Origin of the sequence: Streptomyces barkulensis (assembly GCF_002843305.1) — a bacterium.
GTDB lineage: Bacteria > Actinomycetota > Actinomycetes > Streptomycetales > Streptomycetaceae > Streptomyces > Streptomyces barkulensis.
Window position 1 is genome coordinate 39,843 of the sequence record NZ_PGSG01000119.1, and the last position, 17,186, is coordinate 57,028.

Here is a 17,186-nt window from a genome sequence, read left to right on the forward strand (position 1 = left end):
CTCACCGACCTCCGAAGCCGAACCCGGCGCCGCCCGCGGCGGCCTTGCTCCGCAGCCGCCTGCCCTTCTCCCGTGCCTGCTCCCTCAGCTCCGCCTGGAACCGCTCCATGCGCTCGCGCAGCTCCTCGTCGTGGGCCGCCAGGATGCGGACCGCCAGCAGGCCCGCGTTGCGCGCGCCGCCGACCGAGACCGTGGCGACCGGGACCCCGGCGGGCATCTGGACGATCGACAGCAGGGAGTCCATGCCGTCCAGGTGCCGCAGCGGCACTGGCACGCCGATCACCGGCAGCGGGGTGACGGAGGCGAGCATGCCCGGCAGGTGGGCCGCTCCCCCGGCGCCCGCGATGACCGCCTTCAGCCCGCGTCCGGCCGCCTCGTCACCGTAGGCGATCATCTCGTGCGGCATGCGGTGGGCGGAGACGACGTCGACCTCGTAGGGGATCTCGAACTCGTCCAGGGCCTCGGCCGCGGCCTCCATGACGGGCCAGTCCGAGTCGGATCCCATGACGATCCCCACGGCGGGGGCGGACGCGGGGCTGGGGGCGTTGCTCATTCGGTGATGGTCCCTCGCAGATAGGCGGCGGCGTGGGCGGCGCGCTCGCGTACGTCCGCCAGGTCGTCGCCGTAGGTGTTGACGTGGCCGACCTTGCGGCCGGGCTTCACGTCCTTGCCGTACATGTGGATCTTCAGCCGCGGGTCGCGGGCCATGCAGTGCAGATAGCCCTGGTACATGTCGGGGTAGTCGCCGCCGAGCACGTTGGCCATCACCGTCCACGGCGCGCGGGGGCGCGGGTCGCCCAGCGGCAGGTCGAGCACGGCCCGCAGGTGGTTGGCGAACTGGGAGGTGACCGCGCCGTCCTGGGTCCAGTGGCCGCTGTTGTGGGGGCGCATGGCCAGCTCGTTGACCAGGACGCGGCCGTCACGGGTCTCGAACAGCTCCACCGCCAGGTGCCCGATCACACCCAGCTCCGCCGCGATCGTCAGCGCCATCTCCTGGGCGTGGGCGGACAGCTCCGGCGACAGGCCGGGGGCCGGGGCGATCACGGTGTCGCACACGCCGTCCACCTGGATCGACTCCACCACCGGGTAGGCCACGGCCTGGCCGTGCGGGGAGCGCACCACGTTGGCCGCCAGCTCACGGACGTAGTCCACCTTCTCCTCGGCCAGCACCGGCACGCCCGCCCGGAACGGCTCGGCGGCCTCGGCCTCGGAGGACACCACCCACACGCCCTTGCCGTCGTAGCCGCCGCGGACGGTCTTGAGGACGACCGGCCAGCCCTCCCCTTCCCGCGCCTCCCCTGTCCGCGCGGCTCCTTCACACGCGGCTCCTTCCCGCGCGAACCGCGTGACGTCGGCCGGGTCCGCGACGATCCGGTGCCGGGGACAGGGGACGCCGATCTCGCTCAGCCGCGCCCGCATCACGCCCTTGTCCTGCGCGTGCACCAGCGCCTCGGGCCCGGGCCGCACCGGGATGCCCTCCGCCTCCAGGGCGCGCAGATGCCCGGTGGGCACATGCTCGTGGTCGAACGTGATCACGTCACAGCCGCGGGCGAAGTCGCGCAGGGTGTCCAGATCGCGGTAGTCGCCGACGACGACGTCGCGGACCACCTGGGCCGCGGAGTCCTGCGGAGTGTCACTGAGCAGCTTGAACCTGATGCCGAGGGGGATGCCCGCCTCGTGCGTCATCCGCGCGAGCTGCCCGCCGCCGACCATGCCGATCACAGGAAATGTCACGTCCGTAGCCTATCGGCCGGACGGCGGGTACCCGGCGCGGTACGGGGCCGTGACTAGCATGGCGGACCGAGACGCGACGGCGGGCCCCGCAGGGCCGCGCGAGAGCCGAGAGAACGGGGCGAGTGGGTCACTATGGGTGAACGGCGCGTACTGCGCTCCAGGCTGCTGCGGCTACGGCGCGAGCTGGCCAAGTTCGGCGCGGTGGGAGCCCTCGGCTTCCTCGTCAACGTGGCAGTCTTCAACCTCTGCATCCACGGCCTGGGCCTGGCGCCGGTGCGCTCGGGGGTGATAGCGACCGCGGTCGCCATCGGGACCAACTACCTGGGCAACCGCTACTGGACCTACCGGCACACCGACAAGAGCCGGATGCACCGCGAGGCCGGCCTGTTCATGCTGTTCAGCGGCATCGGCCTGGTGATCGAGAACGGCGCGCTGGCCGTCTCGCACTACGGGCTGGACCTGACCTCGCCACTGGCCGACAACATCGCCAAGAACGTCGTCGGGCTCGGCGTCGCCACGGTCTTCCGCTTCTGGGCGTACCGCACCTGGGTCTTCCGCGGGGAGCGCCGGGTTCCCTGCGGCCGCGAGGGGCGTACGGCGTCAATCCCCCGCCGACGGCTCGTCGGCCTCACGGCTGAGGAAGAGCGCGAAGACCGGCGGGCGCTGCTGAAGTAGCTCCAGGCGTCCCCCGTCGGCCTCCGCCAGGTCGCGGGCGACGGCCAGTCCCAGGCCCGTGGAGTTGCGCCCGCTGACCGTGCGCTCGAAAACCCTCGACCCCAGCTCCGGGTCGACTCCCGGTCCCTCGTCCGTCACCTCGACCACCACCTGGTTCCCGGCGATCCGGGTGCGCAGGGCGACCGCGCCGCCACCGTGCATCAGGGCGTTCTCGATGAGCGTGGCCAGCACCTGTGCCACCGCCCCCGGGGTGCCCACCGCCCGCAGGCCCTGGCGGCCGGAGCGGACGACGGCCCGGCCCGCCTTGCGGTACGCCGGGCGCCACTCCTCGATCTGCTGCTTGACCACCTCGTCCAGGTCGAAGCCCACCGCGGAGCCCGAGCGGGGGTCGCGCGAGTTGGTCAGCAGCCGCTGCACCACGTCGGTCAGCCGCTCCACCTGGGCGAGGCCGACCAGCGCCTCCTCCCGGATGGTGGAGGCGGCCGCCCTGTCGGCGCCGGTGGTGCCGGTGGTGCCGGTGGTGCTCCGGGTACCTGTGGTGCCCGCGGCATCCGTGGTGCCGGCGGTCTCGATGGCGTCGGCCGCCGCGACAATCTCCTCCAGCCGCATGGACAGCGCGGTCAGGGGGGTGCGCAGCTGGTGGGAGGCGTCCGCGGCCAGCCGCCGCTCGGCGGTGAGCATCCGGGCGATGCGCTCGGCGCTGGCGTCCAGCACGTCCGCCACCCGGTCCAGCTCGGGCACGCCGTAGCGCCGGTGGCGGGGGCGGGGGTCGCCGGAGCCGAGGCGTTCGGCGGTCTCGGCGAGGTCGGTGAGGGGGGCCGCGACACGGCGGGCCTGCTGCACCGCCAGCAGAACCGCCGCTATCACCGCCAGCAGCGCCACCGCCAGGATGATCAGCAGGGTGCGGCCCACCTCCTCGCGGACCCGGTCGTCGTCCTGCCGGACGGTGACGGTGACGCCGCCCGGCTCGGTGGCGCGCCCCTCGATGGCGCCCTCGCCGGGGCGCTCGCCCAGCTCGATGGGCGGCTGCCCGGGCAGCTCGATGCGGACGTGGCGGTCGTGGGGGACCTGGGAGCGCATGGAGGCGGCGGTCACGCTCTCCTCGGCGACCAGGCGGCTCTCGACGACCGAGACCAGCCGCGCGGCGTCGGAGCGGACGCTCTCGTGGGCGCTCTCCTCGATGGTGCGGGTCTCGACGATCACCAGGGAGACCCCGAAGACCGTGATCACGACGAGGACCACGGCCAGCGTGGAGTTGATCAGACGTCTGCGCATGGCGGCGCCGGCCCTTCGTGGTGTCGCTGCGGTCTTCGCGTGTCTTCGCGTGTCTTCTCGGTGCCTTCGCGTGCCTTCGGCTTCTTCGGCGGGCCCGTCCGGGAGACGGCCGCCGTCAGTCCTTCTCGAAGCGGAAGCCGACGCCGCGGACCGTGGCGATGTAGCGGGGGTTGGCCGCGTCGTCGCCGAGCTTCTTGCGCAGCCACGAGATGTGCATGTCGAGGGTCTTCGTGGACGACCACCAGGTGGTGTCCCAGACCTCGCGCATCAGCTGGTCGCGGGTGACGACGCGGCCGGCGTCGCGCACCAGCACCCGCAGCAGGTCGAACTCCTTCGCCGTGAGCTGCAGCTCCTCGTCGCCCATCCACGCCCGGTGCGACTCGACGTCGATGCGCACACCGTGGGTGGCGGCGGGCTGGACGGGCTCGACGGCGCCCCGCCGCAGCAGGGCCCGCACCCGGGCGAGCAACTCGGCCAGCCGGAACGGCTTGGTGACGTAGTCGTCGGCGCCCGCGTCCAGGCCGACGACGGTGTCCACCTCGTCGGCACGCGCGGTCAGCACCAGAACGGGGAAGGTGTGCCCCTCGTTGCGCAGCCGGCGGCAGACCTCCAGTCCGTCCATACCGGGCAGACCGAGGTCGAGCACGACCAGGTCGATGTCGCCGTGCTGGCCGGCGTCGAGCGCGCTGGGACCGTCCTCGCGCACCTCGACCTCGTACCCTTCGCGGCGCAGGGCTCGGGCCAGTGGCTCCGAGATGGAGGCGTCATCCTCGGCGAGCAGTACTCGGGTCATGGCCTGATGGTAGACCTCGCCCCGGCGGCCCCGGCGGGGCCGCCGGGAACCCGGGCGGCGCCCGCCCCGGTTCCCGGAAGGACGTGTGACATGCGCCTCTCGCCGTCCCCCGTCGGCCGGGTGCGCGGGAGACGGTGTCGTACTCTGGCCGAGGCGCCGCCCGGAATCCGGCGGCCTTTGGCGCGGTGATGCGCCGGGGCCCGTCGCCGAGGAACCCCCTGTACACACCCCGTACGCGGGGGCGTCCCGGAAGCCGGTCCGTCCGTGGCCCGCGAGGTCACGGACGCGCGGCGGCGCCGCAGGAACTGTCGGCCGGGAACGGACACGCGCGGACGGGGGCGCGGAGCCGGGCCGACCACCCGCCCGGGCGCGTGCGCACCACATCGCGCGCGTCCCGACCGAGCAAGGAACCACCACCATGGCGTCCAGCCTGACGAAGGACCCCGCCGGCAGCACCGGCAAGACCTTCTTCGGCCACCCCCGCGGTCTGGCCACACTCTTCATGACGGAGATGTGGGAGCGCTTCTCCTGGTACGGAATGCGCGCCATCCTCGTCCTCTACCTGATCGCGGGCGTACTCGAAGGCCCCCTCGCGGGCCGTGAGGCCCTCGCCGCGGCGATCTACGGCGTCTACAACGCCGTCGTCTACATGGCCGCCATGCCCGGCGGCTGGGTCGCCGACCGCCTGTGGGGCGCGCGCAAGGCGGTCCTGGTCGGCGGCATCGTCATCGCGCTGGGCCACTACACGCTGGCGATCCCGTCCGATGTGGCGTTCTTCGCCGGGCTCGGCCTGATCGCGGTCGGCACCGGCCTGCTCAAGCCGAACATCTCCGCGATGGTCGGCGGCCTCTACGAGGGCCAGTCCAGCGCCCGCCGCGACGCCGGCTTCACGATCTTCTACATGTCGATCAACATCGGTGCCATGTTCGCGCCGCTGGTGGTCGGCTACCTCGGCGAGAACGTCGACTGGCACCTGGGCTTCGCCGTCGCCGGCGTCGGCATGACGCTGGCCGTGATCCAGTACGTCCTGGGCGGCCGCTACCTCGGCGACGTGGGCCGCCACCCCGGCACCCCGGCCACGCCGGAGGAGAAGCGCGCGGTGCTGCGCAAGGTGGCGCTGTGGACCGGTCTGGCCGCCGCGGCGCTGCTGGTGGACCTGGCGCTGGGCACGTACGACATCGAGCACATCGTCAACTTCCTGGCCGTCCTCGGCGTCGTCGTCCCCGTCCTGTACTTCGCCTCGATGTACCGGAACCCGGAGCTGACCGAGCAGGACCGCCCGCGCGTCAAGGCGTTCGTGTGGTTCTTCGCCACCGCCGTGCTGTTCTGGATGATCTACGACCAGTCCGGTTCGCTGCTGACGATCTTCGCGGACAACGACACCGACCGCACGATCGGCGGCTGGGAGTTCCCGGCCTCGTGGTTCCAGTCGGTCAACCCGGTCATGATCATCGTTCTGGCGCCGCTGTTCGCGACCATGTGGGTGTGGCTGGCCAAGCGGAACCGCGAGCCCGGCGCCCCGATGAAGTTCGCCCTGGCGATGCTGCTCATCGGCGGTTCCTTCGGTCTGATGGGTCTGGCGGGCGCCGCCGCGGCGAACAGCGAGACCGGCAGGGTCACCGTCTTCTGGCTGCTGAGCGTGTACCTGCTGCAGACCCTCGGCGAGCTGTGCCTGTCCCCGGTGGGCCTGTCGCTGTCGACGAAGCTGGCCCCGAAGCAGTTCGTCGGCCAGATCATGGGTCTGTGGTTCCTCGCCACCGCCACCGGCAACGCCCTCAACGGCTGGGCGACCCAGCTCAACGAGCCGATGGGCGACGCGGCTTACTACACCATGTGGGGCGTGGTCGCCGTGGCCGCGGGCCTCGCCTTCATGACGGCCGGGAAGCGGATCCGGGCCCTGATGGGCGGCGTGAGGTAACGCTCCCGGGGCCTCCCGGGGTCTCCGGGGGTTCCGGGCGCCTGCCCACCCGCACGGACGAGCCGGGGCCCGGTCCTGTGACAGGACCGGGCCCCGGCTCGACGGCTGTGTGCGGGGCCGCCGTCCCCTCCGTGTGCCCCACCCCTGGTCGTCCGCGGTCCGCATCCCGGCCGGGCGTGTCCGGACACGAGTGCGCCGAGTCCCGAGCGGGACCCGGCGGTGGGGGGCGTACTTCCGGCGGGGGCCGGCCGAAGGGGCGGACCCGGCCTCAGTCCGCGTCCGGCCCGGCCAGTTCGGCCCAGACCGTCTTCCCGGCCGTACCGTCCGGATGGCGCACCACGCCCCAGTCCAGACAGAGCCGCTGGACGATGAACATGCCGTGCCCGCCGGGCCGCCCGGGGCGGTGCGGGGTGCGGGGCGAGGGGAGGCCGGTGCCGCGGTCGGCCACCTCGATCCTCAGCAGTTTGGGGCCGCAGCCTATGCGCACCTCTTCCGGCCCGTCGGCGTGCAGGCAGGCGTTCGTCACCAGCTCGGAGACCACGAGCAGGGCGTCTTCGGCGGCGGCGCGCTGCTCGGGGCCGGCCGCGGGCAGCCAACCCCAGTCGTGAAGCGCCTGGCGGGTGAAGTCACGTGCACGGGGGACCGCACCGCTCGCCCCCATGAGTCGCAGCCTCCGTACCTGGCGCATCTCGCGCACCTGACCGACCGGTGCGGCCGCGGCCGCGGCGGTGCCCTCCGGCTCCGGGCCGCGGTCGCCCGCCGGTTGCGGCCGGGTGGTGCTCATCAGTGCTTCACCTCACCGGTTGACCAGTTCGTCGGTCTTCGCCTGGTCTGCGAACAACTGTTTCGGAGGGATTCCAGGGAGTCTCCTGCCCTGCGCGGGCGGGAGAACACCCGTCTGTCGGGACGGAATCGTGCTCGGACGTAACACTCTGGTCACGGGCCGGCACGCGGGCGGTCCGCACGACCTCGCGCCCGTACGACCGGAGAAGCGCTCCGCCGAAACCACGCGGCCGGGACCGCGTCGCCGGGGGCCGCGTCGCCGGGGCGGTCGCGCGGTCAGGGCCGCGCGGTCTCCTTCAGCGCCTCGGCCAGGCTCTCGTGCAGGGTGAACACGCCGTCGGCGCCCGTGATCTCGAACACCCTCGCGACGACCGGCCGCATTCCGGCCAGGTGGATCCCGCCTCCTGCCGCCTCGGCCTTGAGCCTGGCGCCCAGGAGGACGTTGAGTCCGGTGGAGTCGCAGAACTCCAGCTTCGAGCAGTCCACGACGAGCAGCCTGTCCCCGTCCTCCAGCGAGCGCTCCAGCGGTTCTCGCAGCAGATCGGCGGTGTGGTGGTCGAGCTCGCCGTCAGGCGTCACCACCAGGCTCGCGCCGTGGCGCTGTACGTCGACCGTCAGTCGACCCCGGTGGCTGGTGCTGCCGGGCACCCCGCGGTCCATGTACACCCCTTCAACATTCCCAGTAACCGATCACTGCCGTCCGGAGATGGACGTTCGAACCCTACGCCCTTACAGCCGCAACCGGTAGCCGCGCAACCAGCACATCGGGGCATATTCGGGCATCCAGCACTTGCCATCCTCCCTCGGGAGCAGGTAGGCGTAGGAGGGACCACTAAAACACGTCGGCTTGGAGGCGCCGCACCCCGTAGTGCAGGAACGGCTTCGGCAGCCATACGCCGAAAACGATGGAGGCACCATGTCACCCCGGCTCGACGGATCGCCCGTCACCTCGTCGGTCGTCCCACCCGAACCGTTCGGGAGCGGGTTCCCGGAGGCCGGTCCGGAGCAGGCGGAGAACCTGTCCGGCCTGCTCGGCCTGCCCGAGGTCCCGCCGTACGACGAGGTGGGGCCGCTGGACGCGCGAGCCCTTTCCAAGACCCTCTTCGAGCGCCTGGAGACGCTCCGGGAGGGCACGCACGAATACTCGTACGTCCGCAACACCCTGGTCGAGCTGAACCTCGCGCTGGTGAAGTTCGCCGCCGCGCGGTTCCGTTCCCGCAGCGAGCCCATGGAGGACATCGTCCAGGTCGGCACCATCGGCCTGATCAAGGCGATCGACCGGTTCGAGATCGGCCGCGGGGTCGAGTTCCCGACCTTCGCCATGCCGACGATCGTGGGCGAGATCAAGCGTTTCTTCCGCGACACCTCCTGGTCGGTGCGCGTCCCCAGGCGCCTCCAGGAACTCCGCCTGGACCTGGCCAAGGCCGGGGACGAACTGGCCCAGCAGCTCGACCGCTCCCCGACCGTCGGCGAACTGGCCGACCGCCTGGGGCTGAGCCGGGAGGAGGTGGTCGAGGGCATGGCCGCGAGCAACGCGTACACCGCCAGCTCCCTCGACGCCCAGCCCGACGAGGACGAGACCGAGGGCGCGCTCGCCGACCGCATCGGTTACGAGGACCACGGCCTGGAGGGGATCGAGTACGTGGAGTCCCTCAAGCCGCTGATCGCCGAACTCTCGCCGCGTGATCGCAGAATCCTCTCCCTCCGCTTCGTGGCGAACATGACCCAGTCCGAGATCGGCGAGGAGCTGGGCATCTCCCAGATGCACGTCTCCCGGCTGCTCTCGCGGACGCTGGGCAAGCTCCGCAAGGGTCTGCTGGTCGAGGAGTGACCCACCCCCGTCCAACCGGACGAGTGCCCCGTTCCATCACTCCTATGGCCTACGGGGATCACCCTTCCGGTTTTTTGACCCGCATTTGACCTCGGAACGGCCTTCACACGCCGACGGGCCCGTACGGGAACCACACCCCCGTACGGGCCCGTCGGCGTGCCGGGGTCCGGTGCGACGGGGCCCCGGTGCGACGGGCGCGTACGGCGGCGCGGGAGGCCCGCTCACAGCACGCGCGCACCGCGCTGCCAGACCGCCGCGACCAGTGGCACGCCGGGCCGGTAGGCCAGGTGGACGTGCGAGGGCGCGTCCAGGAGCACCAGATCGGCACGGGCGCCGGGGGTGATCCGGCCGATGTCGATACGGCGCAGGGCCGCGGCGCCGCCCGCGGTGGCGGACCAGAGGGCCTCGTCGGGCGTCATGCCCATCTCGCGGACGGCGACCGCGACGCAGAAGGGCATGGAGCTGGTGTACGACGAGCCCGGATTGCAGTCGGTGGACAGCGCGACGGTGACGCCGGCGTCCAGCAGGCGGCGGGCGTCGGGGTAGGGCGAGCGGGTGGAGAACTCGCAGCCGGGCAGCAGCGTGGCGACGGTGCGGCTGTTCGCCAGGGCGTCCACGTCGGCGTCGGTGAGATGGGTGCAGTGGTCGGCGGAGGCCGCGTCCAGTTCCACGGCGAGCCGTACGCCGGGGCCGGGCCCGAGCTGGCCGGCATGGACGCGCGGGACCAGGCCGTGGGCGATCCCGGCGGTGAGGACGGCGCGGGCCTGGTCGCCGTCGAAGGCGCCCCGCTCGCAGAAGACGTCCACCCAGCGGGCCCAGCGGGCGCAGGCGGCCAGCATCGGGCCGGTGACGAGGTCCACGTAGCCGTCCGGGTCACCGGCGTACTCGGGGGGCACCACATGGGCGCCGAGGTAGGTGACCTCGTCCACGTGGTCGTCGGCGATGCGCAGGGCGCGCGCCTCGTCCCTCGCGGTGAGGCCGTAGCCGGACTTGGTCTCCAGGGTGGTGGTGCCCTGCCGCAGCGCCTCGCGTACGTGGCGGGCCAGGTTCGCGGCGAGCTGCTCGTCGGTGGCCTTCCGCGTGGCCTCGACGGTGGTGTGGATGCCGCCGGCGGAGTAGGGGCGGCCGGACATGCGCGCGCCGAACTCCTCGGTGCGGTCGCCGCCGAAGACCAGATGGGAGTGGGAGTCGACGAAGCCGGGGATCATCGCCCGGCCGCCCGCGTCGACGCGACTGTCGGTGGCGGGTGCTTCACTTTCCGTACCGACCCAGGCGATGCGGTCGCCCTCGATGACGACGGCCGCGTCCCGGATCAGGCCGAGGGGGGTGTCCTGGGCGGCCTCGGAGGAGTGGTGATCGTTGGTGACCAGGGTGGCGATGTTGGTGACGAGGGTGCCTGCGGTGGTGCCTGCGGTGGTGCCGGCGGTGGTGGTGTCGAGGGGGGTGTTCGGGTTGCTCATCAGCGGGCTGCTCCTTGCTGGATGGCTTCCGCCAGGGCCGCGGGGACGTCCGGCACGCTCCGGTGTACCCCGTCGCGCACCACATGGCGACCACCGACGACCGTGTGGCGTACGTCGGCCGCGGTGGCGGCGAACACGGCCGTCTCCGCCCCCAGCCGGGGCGGCGGCCCGGCGGTGCGCACGGTGTCCAGGGCGACGGTGGCGAAGTCGGCGAGCCGGCCCGCCTCCAGCCGTCCCGCCTCCGGCCAGCCGATGGCCGCCTGACCGAACTCGGTTGCGGCACGCAGTAGTTGAGAGGCCGTCCAGTGGCCGCGGGCGCGGGTGCGCAGCCGCTCGTCCAGTTCCATCGCGCGGGCCTCCTCCAGCAGGTCGATCACGGCGTGGCTGTCGCTGCCCAGGCACAGCGGCGAGCCCGCCCGCATCAGCGCGGCGGCCGGGCCGATGCCGTCGGCGAGGTCGCGTTCGGTGGTGGGGCACATGCACACCCGGGTGCCGGAGTCTCCCAGGAGGACGATGTCGGCGTCGGTGAGGTGGGTGGCGTGGACGGCGGTGGTGCGGGGGCCGAGCACGCCGTGGTCGGCCAGCAGCCGGGTGGGGGTGCGGCCGTGGACGGCCAGACAGGCGTCGTTCTCGGCGGGCTGCTCGGAGAGGTGGACGTGCAGGGGCGCGTCCCGCTCCCGGGCCCAGTCGGCGACGGCGGCCAGTTCGGCGGCGGGCACGGCGCGCGCCGAGTGGATCGCGGCGCCCACGCGGGCCCGGTCGCCCGGCGGCCGCAGGGCCGCGGCCCGCTCGGCCCAGGCGGCGGCACTGCCGTCGCCGAAGCGGAGCTGGTGGCGGTCCAGGGCGCCGCCGCGGCGGGCGGACAGGAGGCCGGAGGCCAGGTAGCAGGTGTCGAGGAGGGTGATGCGGATGCCGGCCTCGGCGGCCGCCGCCATCAGGGCGTGCCCCATGGCGTTGGGGTCCTCGTAGGGGGTGCCGCCGGGGGCGTGGTGCAGGTAGTGGAACTCGCCGACGGCCGTGATGCCGGCCAGCGCCATCTCGGCGTACACGGCGCGGGCCAGGGCGAAGTAGCTGTCGGGGGTGAGGCGGTCGGCGACGGAGTACATCACCTGCCGCCATGTCCAGAACGTGCCGGAGCCGATCTGCACGGTGCCGCGCAGGGCGCGGTGGAAGGCGTGGGAGTGCGCGTTGGCCAGGCCGGGGACGGTCAGGCCGCGCAGCGGCTCGGCGCCGGGCGGCGGGGCGGGCTCCCCGGTGCGCACGGCGGTGATCCGGCCTCCGGCCGTCCCGATCACCGTGCCGGGCTCGACGGTGCCGCCGATCCAGGCGTACTCGGCCCAGTACACGGCCTCGGGGGGCGGTGCGTCGGGGGCCGGGGCGTCGGGGGTCAGGGCGTCGGGGGTCAGGGACACGCCAGGTCCTCCAGCACGTCGGCCAGTGCCCGCACCCCGGCGACGCAGTCGTCCTCCTCGGCCGACTCGGCGGGCGAGTGCGAGACGCCGGTGGGGTTGCGTACGAAGAGCATGGCGGTGGGGATCTCGGCGGAGAGGATCCCCGCGTCGTGCCCCGCGCCGGTGGGCAGCACGGGCGCGCCGCCGAGCCGGGCCGCGATGCGGTCGCGCAGCCCGTGGGCGAACTCCACCACGGGCGTGGCGGACTCCCGGGTGACGGCCACCCGCACGCCGTCGCGCGCGCCGCGCTCGGCGGCCGAGCGTTCGATCTCGGCGACGACGGCGGCCAGGGTCTCCTCGTCGGGGGCGCGGGAGTCGAGCCAGCCGTGCACCAGGGAGGCGATGGCGTTGACGCCGTTCGGCTCGACGGCGACCTTGCCGAAGGTGGCCAGCGCCCCGGCCAGCCGGGCCTTCTTCCGGGCGGCCAGGACGGTGTTGGCGTAGGTGAGCATCGGGTCGCGGCGGTCCTCCAGGCGGGTGGTCCCGGCGTGGTTGGCCTCGCCGTGGAAGTCGAACCGCCAGCGGCCGTGCGGCCAGATCGCGGAGGCGACGCCCACCGCGCGCCCGGCGGCGGGCGCGCCGGCCGCGCCGGGCGGCGCGTCCTCAGCGGCGAGGTTGCGGCCCTGCTCGATGTGGAGCTCGACGAACGCGCCGATACGGGCGAGCCGTTCGGGGTCGGGCCCGATCGCTTCGGGATCGTGCCCGGCGCGCTCCATGGCCCGCGGCAGCGAGACGCCGTCGTCGTCGCGCAGCTCCCGGGCCTGCTCGGCGGTGAGCTGTCCGGCGGCCAGCCGGGAGCCGACGCAGGCGAGGCCGAAGCGGGCGCCCTCCTCGTCGGCGAAGTTGACCACGGCCAGCGGCCGGGCCGGGCGCGCTCCCCTGCCATGCAGCTCGTCGAGGGCGGCGAAGGCCGACACCACGCCCAGCGGTCCGTCGAAGGCTCCGCCGTCGGGCACGGAGTCCAGGTGCGAGCCGGTCACCACGGCGTTCCCGGCGTTCCCGGCAGCCCCGTCGGGGCCTTCCAGCCAGGCCCACTGGTTGCCGTTGCGGTCCGTCTCGTAGGCCAGTGCGCGTGCCTCGGCCTGCTCACGGAACCACGCCCGGCACTCGGCGTCCGCCCCGGTCCAGGCGTGGCGCCGGTAGCCGCCGGTGGCCGCCGACCGTCCGACGGGCAGCAGCTCCCGCCACATCCGGTGGAAGGAGGCGCCCGGCCTCATGATGCGCTCCCGGATCCGTCGCCGTCCGCGCCGTCCGCGCCGTCCGCGCCGTCCGCGCCGTCCTCGCGCATCGGGACGCGCACCCCGCGCTCGGCGGCGACCTCCTCGGCGCGCTCGTACCCGGCGTCCACATGGCGGATGACGCCCGTGCCCGGGTCGTTGGTGAGCACCCGCCGGATCTTCTCCCCGGCCAGTGGCGTGCCGTCGGCGACGGTGACCTGCCCGGCGTGGATCGAGCGGCCCATCCCGACGCCGCCGCCGTGGTGGACGGAGACCCAGGAGGCCCCGGAGGCCACGTTGACCATGGCGTTGAGCAGCGGCCAGTCGGCGATGGCGTCGGAGCCGTCGAGCATGGCCTCGGTCTCGCGGTAGGGCGAGGCCACCGATCCGCAGTCCAGGTGGTCGCGGCCGATGGCCAGCGGGGCGGAGATCTCGCCGGAGGCCACCATGTCGTTGAAGCGCTCCCCGGCCCGGTCGCGCTCCCCGTAGCCGAGCCAGCAGATGCGGGCGGGCAGGCCCTGGAAGCGCACCCGTTCCCCGGCCATCCGGATCCAGCGGGCCAGGGACTCGTTCTCGGGGAAGAGGTCGAGTACGGCGCGGTCGGTGGCGGCGATGTCCTTCGGGTCGCCCGAGAGCGCGGCCCAGCGGAAGGGCCCCCTGCCCTCGCAGAACAGCGGCCGGATGTAGGCGGGCACGAAGCCGGGGAAGGCGAACGCCCTCTCGTATCCGGCCAGTTGTGCCTCGCCGCGGATGGAGTTGCCGTAGTCGAAGACCTCGGCGCCGGCGTCCTGGAAGCCGACCATCGCCTCCACGTGGCGGGCCATCGACTCCCGCGCCCGCGCGGTGAAGTCGGCGGGTTTCTCGGCGGCGTAGGAGGCCATGTCCGCGAAGTCGACGCCCAGCGGCAGGTAGGCCAGCGGATCGTGGGCGGAGGTCTGGTCGGTGACGATGTCGACCGGCGCGCCCATGGCCAGCAGGCGCGGCACGGCTTCGGCGGCGTTGCCCAGGACTCCGATCGACAGCGGGCGCCGGGCGTCGCGGGCCTCGCCGGCCAGCCGCAGGGCGTGGTCGAGGGAGTCGGCGCGCACGTCGAGGTAGCGGTGTTCGATGCGGCGCTCGATGGCGCGCGGGTCGCAGTCGACGCAGATGGCCACGCCGCCGTTCATGGTGACCGCCAGCGGCTGGGCGCCGCCCATGCCGCCGAGTCCGGCGGTGAGGGTGATCGTCCCGGCCAGCGAGCCGCCGAAGCGCTTGGCGGCGACGGCGGCGAAGGTCTCGTAGGTGCCCTGGAGGATGCCCTGGGTGCCGATGTAGATCCACGAACCGGCCGTCATCTGGCCGTACATGGTCAGCCCGAGCGCCTCCAGGCGGCGGAACTCCTCCCAGCTGGCCCAGTCGCCCACCAGGTTGGAGTTGGCGATCAGCACGCGCGGCGCCCACTCGTGGGTGGTCAGTACGCCGACCGGGCGGCCGGACTGGACGAGCATCGTCTCGTCCGGTCCCAGCGTGGTGAGGGTGCGGACCATGGCGTCGAAGGAGCGCCAGTCGCGGGCGGCCTTGCCGGTGCCGCCGTAGACGACGAGCTTCTCGGGGTGCTCGGCGACCTCGGGGTCGAGGTTGTTCCGCAGCATCCGCAGGGCGGCCTCCTGCTGCCAGCCCCGGGCGGTCAGCCCGGAGCCGCGCGGGGCCCGTACGGTTCGCGGCCCTGAGGGCCCTGAGAGGTCTGCCATGGTCCCCTGCCTCCGGATGTGAATTGGTTACTACATCAACTCTATGCACTGAATAGAACTAGTCAACGGGTGGTGTCGTCCGCCTGCTCCGGCCGTGTTTGTCTTGTGTCCATGGCCTACACGCACCACGCCGCCGTCCAGCCGGAGTCCCCCGCGGCCCCGGACCCCGCCGAGACCCCCGGCGACCCCGGCGCCTGCGGGAGCCCGCGGGCCGCCGCGGCCGTCGCCCGCCGCGACGCCGCCGTACGGGCCGCCGTCGCCCGCGGGCTGCTCTCCGACGAGCACCCGGTCGCGGCCCTGCTGGACGTGGCGTCCGTACGGGAGACGGCCGCGGCCCTGCACGCGGCCTTCGACGAGGTGACGGCCCCCGGCCAGCCGGTGCTGCACTCCTTCGCGGTGAAGGCGTCCTCCCTGGTCCCCGTGCTGCGGCTGCTCGCCGACTGCGGGCTGGGCTGCGAGGTCGCCAGCCCCGGCGAGCTGGCCCTGGCCCGGGCCGCCGGGGTCGGGCCGGAGAGCATCGTCCTGGACTCGCCCGCCAAGACCGCCGGCGAGCTGCGCGAGGCCCTGGAGCTGGGCATCGCGCTCAACGCCGACAACCGCCAGGAGCTGGAGCGCCTGGACGCCCTGATGGCCCCCGGGGCCCTGCCCTCCCTCCCCGGGGGCCGGTCCGCCTCGCCGGTCGGCCTGCGCGTCAACCCGCAGCTCGGCGGCGGCAGCATCGGCGCGATGAGCACCGCGACGGCCACCTCGAAGTTCGGGTTCGCCCTCCAGGACGAGGGGGCGCGCGAGTTCGTCGTACGCGCCTGCGTGGAGCGTCCCTGGATCACCCGGCTGCACTGCCACGTCGGCTCCCAGGGCATGCCGCTGGAGAAGATGGCCGCGGGCGTGGCCGCCACCTACGAGCTGGCCGAGGAGATCAACCGGGCCGCCGGGGAACGGCGGATCGACACCCTCGACATCGGCGGCGGCCTCCCGGTCAACTTCGACTCCGAGGAGGTCTCCCCCACCTTCGCCGAGTACGCCCGGCTGCTGCGCGACACCGTCCCCGGCCTGTTCGACGGGCGCTACGGGCTGGTCACCGAGTTCGGGCGGTCGGTGCTGGCCAAGTGCGGGCTGGTGCTGGCCCTGGTGGAGTACGCCAAGAGCTCCGGGGGCCGTCCGATAGCGGTCACCCACGCGGGCGCCCAGGTCGCCGTGCGGACGGTCTTCGCGCCCGAGGCGTGGCCGCTGCGGGTCGCCGCCTACGACGGGCTGGGCCGGCCCAAGCGGGGCGCGCCCGTGGTGCAGGACATCGCCGGGCCCTGCTGCTTCGCCGGCGACCTCGTGGCGCGCGGCCGGGAACTGCCGGAGCTGGCCTCCGGCGATCTGGTGGCGCTGCTGGACACGGGGGCGTACTACTTCTCCACCCCGTTCGACTACAACAGCCTGCCCAGGCCGGGCGTGTACGGCTTCACCACCGGGGACACCGCGAGCGCCGCGGCGGGCGGGGCGGACGGGACGGGCGGGGCGGACGGCGAAGACGGTGACATCGACGGCGACATCGACATCGACATCGACGCCGTGCGCTTCGCGACCGTACGCCCGCCCCAGACCCTCGACGACCTCGTCGCCGCGTCCGGCGGCGCTCAGCGCGACGCGCTCACCGCGCCGCGGCCGTGACCCGCGCCCGGGGGCGGCGCTCCCGGGCGGCGCCCGGCACCGGGGTCCGGCGGCGGGCGCCGCCCGGCGCGGCGTCCCCGGCCAGCGGGCCGGTGGTCATCCAGCCGCGCACGTCCTTGCGGGACGGGCTGCGCCCGTCCGCCCACTCCGGGCGCACCCACAGCAGCTTCTCGTTGCGCCGCTCCCAGCGGCCCAGCCACACCGCCTTGGCCCACAGCCCCGCGCCGGCCCCGGCCAGCAGCAGGCCGCCGGCGGCCGGGGCGGCCAGGGACGATGCCACGGCGGCCAGGAAGGCGGCGACCAGCCACCAGCGGCGCCCGCGCAGCCAGGCGCGCACGGTCACCGCCCGGTCGTGGAGCACCACCCACTTGCCCGCCGCGGTCGACGCCTTGATCAGCCCGGTGCAGCGTCGGCGGCGTGCCAGAAAGGCCGCGGCGGCCGCCACGGCGAAGAGCGCGGCCCCGCCCAGGATCCCGACGCGCCGCCCGGTCAGCCCCGGCACCGCCAGGCCGACGCCCGCGGCCGCAAGGCCGGTCCACCACAGCGCGGTGCCCGCAGTCCGCGTGTACACCGCGACCCTCGCCAGCGCGTACGCTCCCCGTCCCACGACAGCCCTCCTCGTTCCTTCCGGCGACGTTCTCCGTTCGGCTGTGTGCCGCC

The 17,186-nt window shown here is 73.8% G+C and carries 15 protein-coding genes; 4 read left to right on the forward strand and 11 right to left on the reverse strand.

From position 1 onward, the window contains the following. Window position 1: 1 nt before the first annotated feature. Together purE and CUT83_RS28130 are read right to left on the reverse strand one after the other, a co-directional pair. The gene (gene purE, locus CUT83_RS28125; RefSeq protein WP_093846471.1) at window positions 2-553 is read right to left on the reverse strand and encodes a 5-(carboxyamino)imidazole ribonucleotide mutase; all 552 of its coding nucleotides are present in this window, start codon (window positions 551-553) and stop codon (window positions 2-4) included. Further along, the gene (locus tag CUT83_RS28130) at window positions 550-1,734 is read right to left on the reverse strand and encodes a 5-(carboxyamino)imidazole ribonucleotide synthase (protein WP_101258629.1); all 1,185 of its coding nucleotides are present in this window, start codon (window positions 1,732-1,734) and stop codon (window positions 550-552) included. The genes purE and CUT83_RS28130 overlap by 4 nt, the downstream gene beginning before the upstream one ends. Window positions 1,735-1,866: 132 nt before the next feature. On the opposite strand from CUT83_RS28130, the gene CUT83_RS28135 reads away from it, so the two are divergent. Continuing rightward, a complete protein-coding gene (locus CUT83_RS28135) occupies window positions 1,867-2,409 on the forward strand; it encodes a GtrA family protein (protein ID WP_101258630.1) in 543 nt (180 codons plus the stop codon). Here CUT83_RS28135 and CUT83_RS28140 read toward each other — a convergent pair. Together CUT83_RS28140 and CUT83_RS28145 are read right to left on the reverse strand one after the other, a co-directional pair. Next, window positions 2,335-3,684: a sensor histidine kinase gene (locus CUT83_RS28140; protein ID WP_101258631.1), complete on the reverse strand. Its 1,350-nt coding sequence runs from the start codon at window positions 3,682-3,684 to the stop codon at window positions 2,335-2,337. The two genes, CUT83_RS28135 and CUT83_RS28140, sit on opposite strands and share 75 nt — an antisense overlap. A gap of 115 nt (window positions 3,685-3,799) precedes the next feature. Next, entirely contained in the window at window positions 3,800-4,477 is a 678-nt protein-coding gene (locus CUT83_RS28145) for a response regulator transcription factor (protein ID WP_101258632.1), read from the reverse strand. A gap of 418 nt (window positions 4,478-4,895) precedes the next feature. On the opposite strand from CUT83_RS28145, the gene CUT83_RS28150 reads away from it, so the two are divergent. Beyond that, the gene (locus CUT83_RS28150) at window positions 4,896-6,395 is read left to right on the forward strand and encodes a peptide MFS transporter (RefSeq protein ID WP_101258633.1); all 1,500 of its coding nucleotides are present in this window, start codon (window positions 4,896-4,898) and stop codon (window positions 6,393-6,395) included. Between the two features lie 268 nt (window positions 6,396-6,663). On the opposite strand, the gene CUT83_RS28155 is transcribed toward CUT83_RS28150, so the two are convergent. Both CUT83_RS28155 and CUT83_RS28160 read right to left on the reverse strand, forming a co-directional pair. Next, on the reverse strand, window positions 6,664-7,179 hold the full coding sequence (locus tag CUT83_RS28155) for an ATP-binding protein (protein ID WP_101258634.1): 516 nt from the start codon (window positions 7,177-7,179) through the stop codon (window positions 6,664-6,666). Between the two features lie 275 nt (window positions 7,180-7,454). After that, window positions 7,455-7,838: an STAS domain-containing protein gene (locus tag CUT83_RS28160; RefSeq protein WP_101258862.1), complete on the reverse strand. Its 384-nt coding sequence runs from the start codon at window positions 7,836-7,838 to the stop codon at window positions 7,455-7,457. A 256-nt stretch (window positions 7,839-8,094) separates the two neighbouring features. Between CUT83_RS28160 and CUT83_RS28165 the strand changes: the two genes are divergently transcribed. After that, a complete protein-coding gene (locus tag CUT83_RS28165) occupies window positions 8,095-9,009 on the forward strand; it encodes an RNA polymerase sigma factor SigF (protein ID WP_101258635.1) in 915 nt (304 codons plus the stop codon). Window positions 9,010-9,230: 221 nt separating this feature from the next. Here the strand turns inward: CUT83_RS28165 and hutI are convergent, their stop codons facing one another. Genes hutI through hutU form a run of 4 tightly spaced genes read right to left on the reverse strand, consistent with a single transcriptional unit; the run spans window position 9,231 to window position 14,867 of the window. Beyond that, on the reverse strand, window positions 9,231-10,469 hold the full coding sequence (hutI, locus tag CUT83_RS28170) for an imidazolonepropionase (protein ID WP_101258636.1): 1,239 nt from the start codon (window positions 10,467-10,469) through the stop codon (window positions 9,231-9,233). Next, the gene (locus tag CUT83_RS28175; protein WP_173915168.1) at window positions 10,469-11,860 is read right to left on the reverse strand and encodes a formimidoylglutamate deiminase; all 1,392 of its coding nucleotides are present in this window, start codon (window positions 11,858-11,860) and stop codon (window positions 10,469-10,471) included. The genes hutI and CUT83_RS28175 overlap by 1 nt, the downstream gene beginning before the upstream one ends. An 11-nt stretch (window positions 11,861-11,871) precedes the next feature. Further along, window positions 11,872-13,110 (reverse strand): allantoate amidohydrolase, encoded by a 1,239-nt coding sequence (locus CUT83_RS28180; RefSeq protein ID WP_101258864.1) that lies wholly within the window; start codon window positions 13,108-13,110, stop codon window positions 11,872-11,874. 23 nt (window positions 13,111-13,133) lie between these two features. Next, entirely contained in the window at window positions 13,134-14,867 is a 1,734-nt protein-coding gene (hutU, locus tag CUT83_RS28185) for a urocanate hydratase (protein WP_101258637.1), read from the reverse strand. 111 nt (window positions 14,868-14,978) lie between these two features. Here hutU and CUT83_RS28190 point away from each other — a divergent pair, with 111 nt between their 5' ends. Continuing rightward, window positions 14,979-16,526: a type III PLP-dependent enzyme domain-containing protein gene (locus CUT83_RS28190; protein WP_101258865.1), complete on the forward strand. Its 1,548-nt coding sequence runs from the start codon at window positions 14,979-14,981 to the stop codon at window positions 16,524-16,526. Here the strand turns inward: CUT83_RS28190 and CUT83_RS28195 are convergent. Continuing rightward, window positions 16,507-17,133 (reverse strand): hypothetical protein, encoded by a 627-nt coding sequence (locus CUT83_RS28195; RefSeq protein WP_101258638.1) that lies wholly within the window; start codon window positions 17,131-17,133, stop codon window positions 16,507-16,509. The genes CUT83_RS28190 and CUT83_RS28195 overlap by 20 nt on opposite strands. Window positions 17,134-17,186 lie beyond the last annotated feature (53 nt).

Excerpts from the sequence above, each read along its gene's own strand:
- CUT83_RS28160 (WP_101258862.1), bottom strand. The coding sequence starts at position 7,838 with ATGGACCGCGGGGTGCCCGGCAGCACCAGCCACCGGGGTCGACTGACG.
- CUT83_RS28135 (WP_101258630.1), top strand. The coding sequence starts at position 1,867 with ATGGGTGAACGGCGCGTACTGCGCTCCAGGCTGCTGCGGCTACGGCGC.
- CUT83_RS28180 (WP_101258864.1), bottom strand. The coding sequence starts at position 13,110 with ATGTGGCGGGAGCTGCTGCCCGTCGGACGGTCGGCGGCCACCGGCGGC.
- CUT83_RS28155 (WP_101258634.1), bottom strand. The coding sequence starts at position 7,179 with ATGAGCACCACCCGGCCGCAACCGGCGGGCGACCGCGGCCCGGAGCCG.
- CUT83_RS28145 (WP_101258632.1), bottom strand. The coding sequence starts at position 4,477 with ATGACCCGAGTACTGCTCGCCGAGGATGACGCCTCCATCTCGGAGCCA.
- CUT83_RS28150 (WP_101258633.1), top strand. The coding sequence starts at position 4,896 with ATGGCGTCCAGCCTGACGAAGGACCCCGCCGGCAGCACCGGCAAGACC.
- CUT83_RS28190 (WP_101258865.1), top strand. The coding sequence starts at position 14,979 with ATGGCCTACACGCACCACGCCGCCGTCCAGCCGGAGTCCCCCGCGGCC.
- purE (WP_093846471.1), bottom strand. The coding sequence starts at position 553 with ATGAGCAACGCCCCCAGCCCCGCGTCCGCCCCCGCCGTGGGGATCGTC.
- hutI (WP_101258636.1), bottom strand. The coding sequence starts at position 10,469 with ATGAGCAACCCGAACACCCCCCTCGACACCACCACCGCCGGCACCACC.
- hutU (WP_101258637.1), bottom strand. The coding sequence starts at position 14,867 with ATGGCAGACCTCTCAGGGCCCTCAGGGCCGCGAACCGTACGGGCCCCG.
- CUT83_RS28140 (WP_101258631.1), bottom strand. The coding sequence starts at position 3,684 with ATGCGCAGACGTCTGATCAACTCCACGCTGGCCGTGGTCCTCGTCGTG.
- CUT83_RS28165 (WP_101258635.1), top strand. The coding sequence starts at position 8,095 with ATGTCACCCCGGCTCGACGGATCGCCCGTCACCTCGTCGGTCGTCCCA.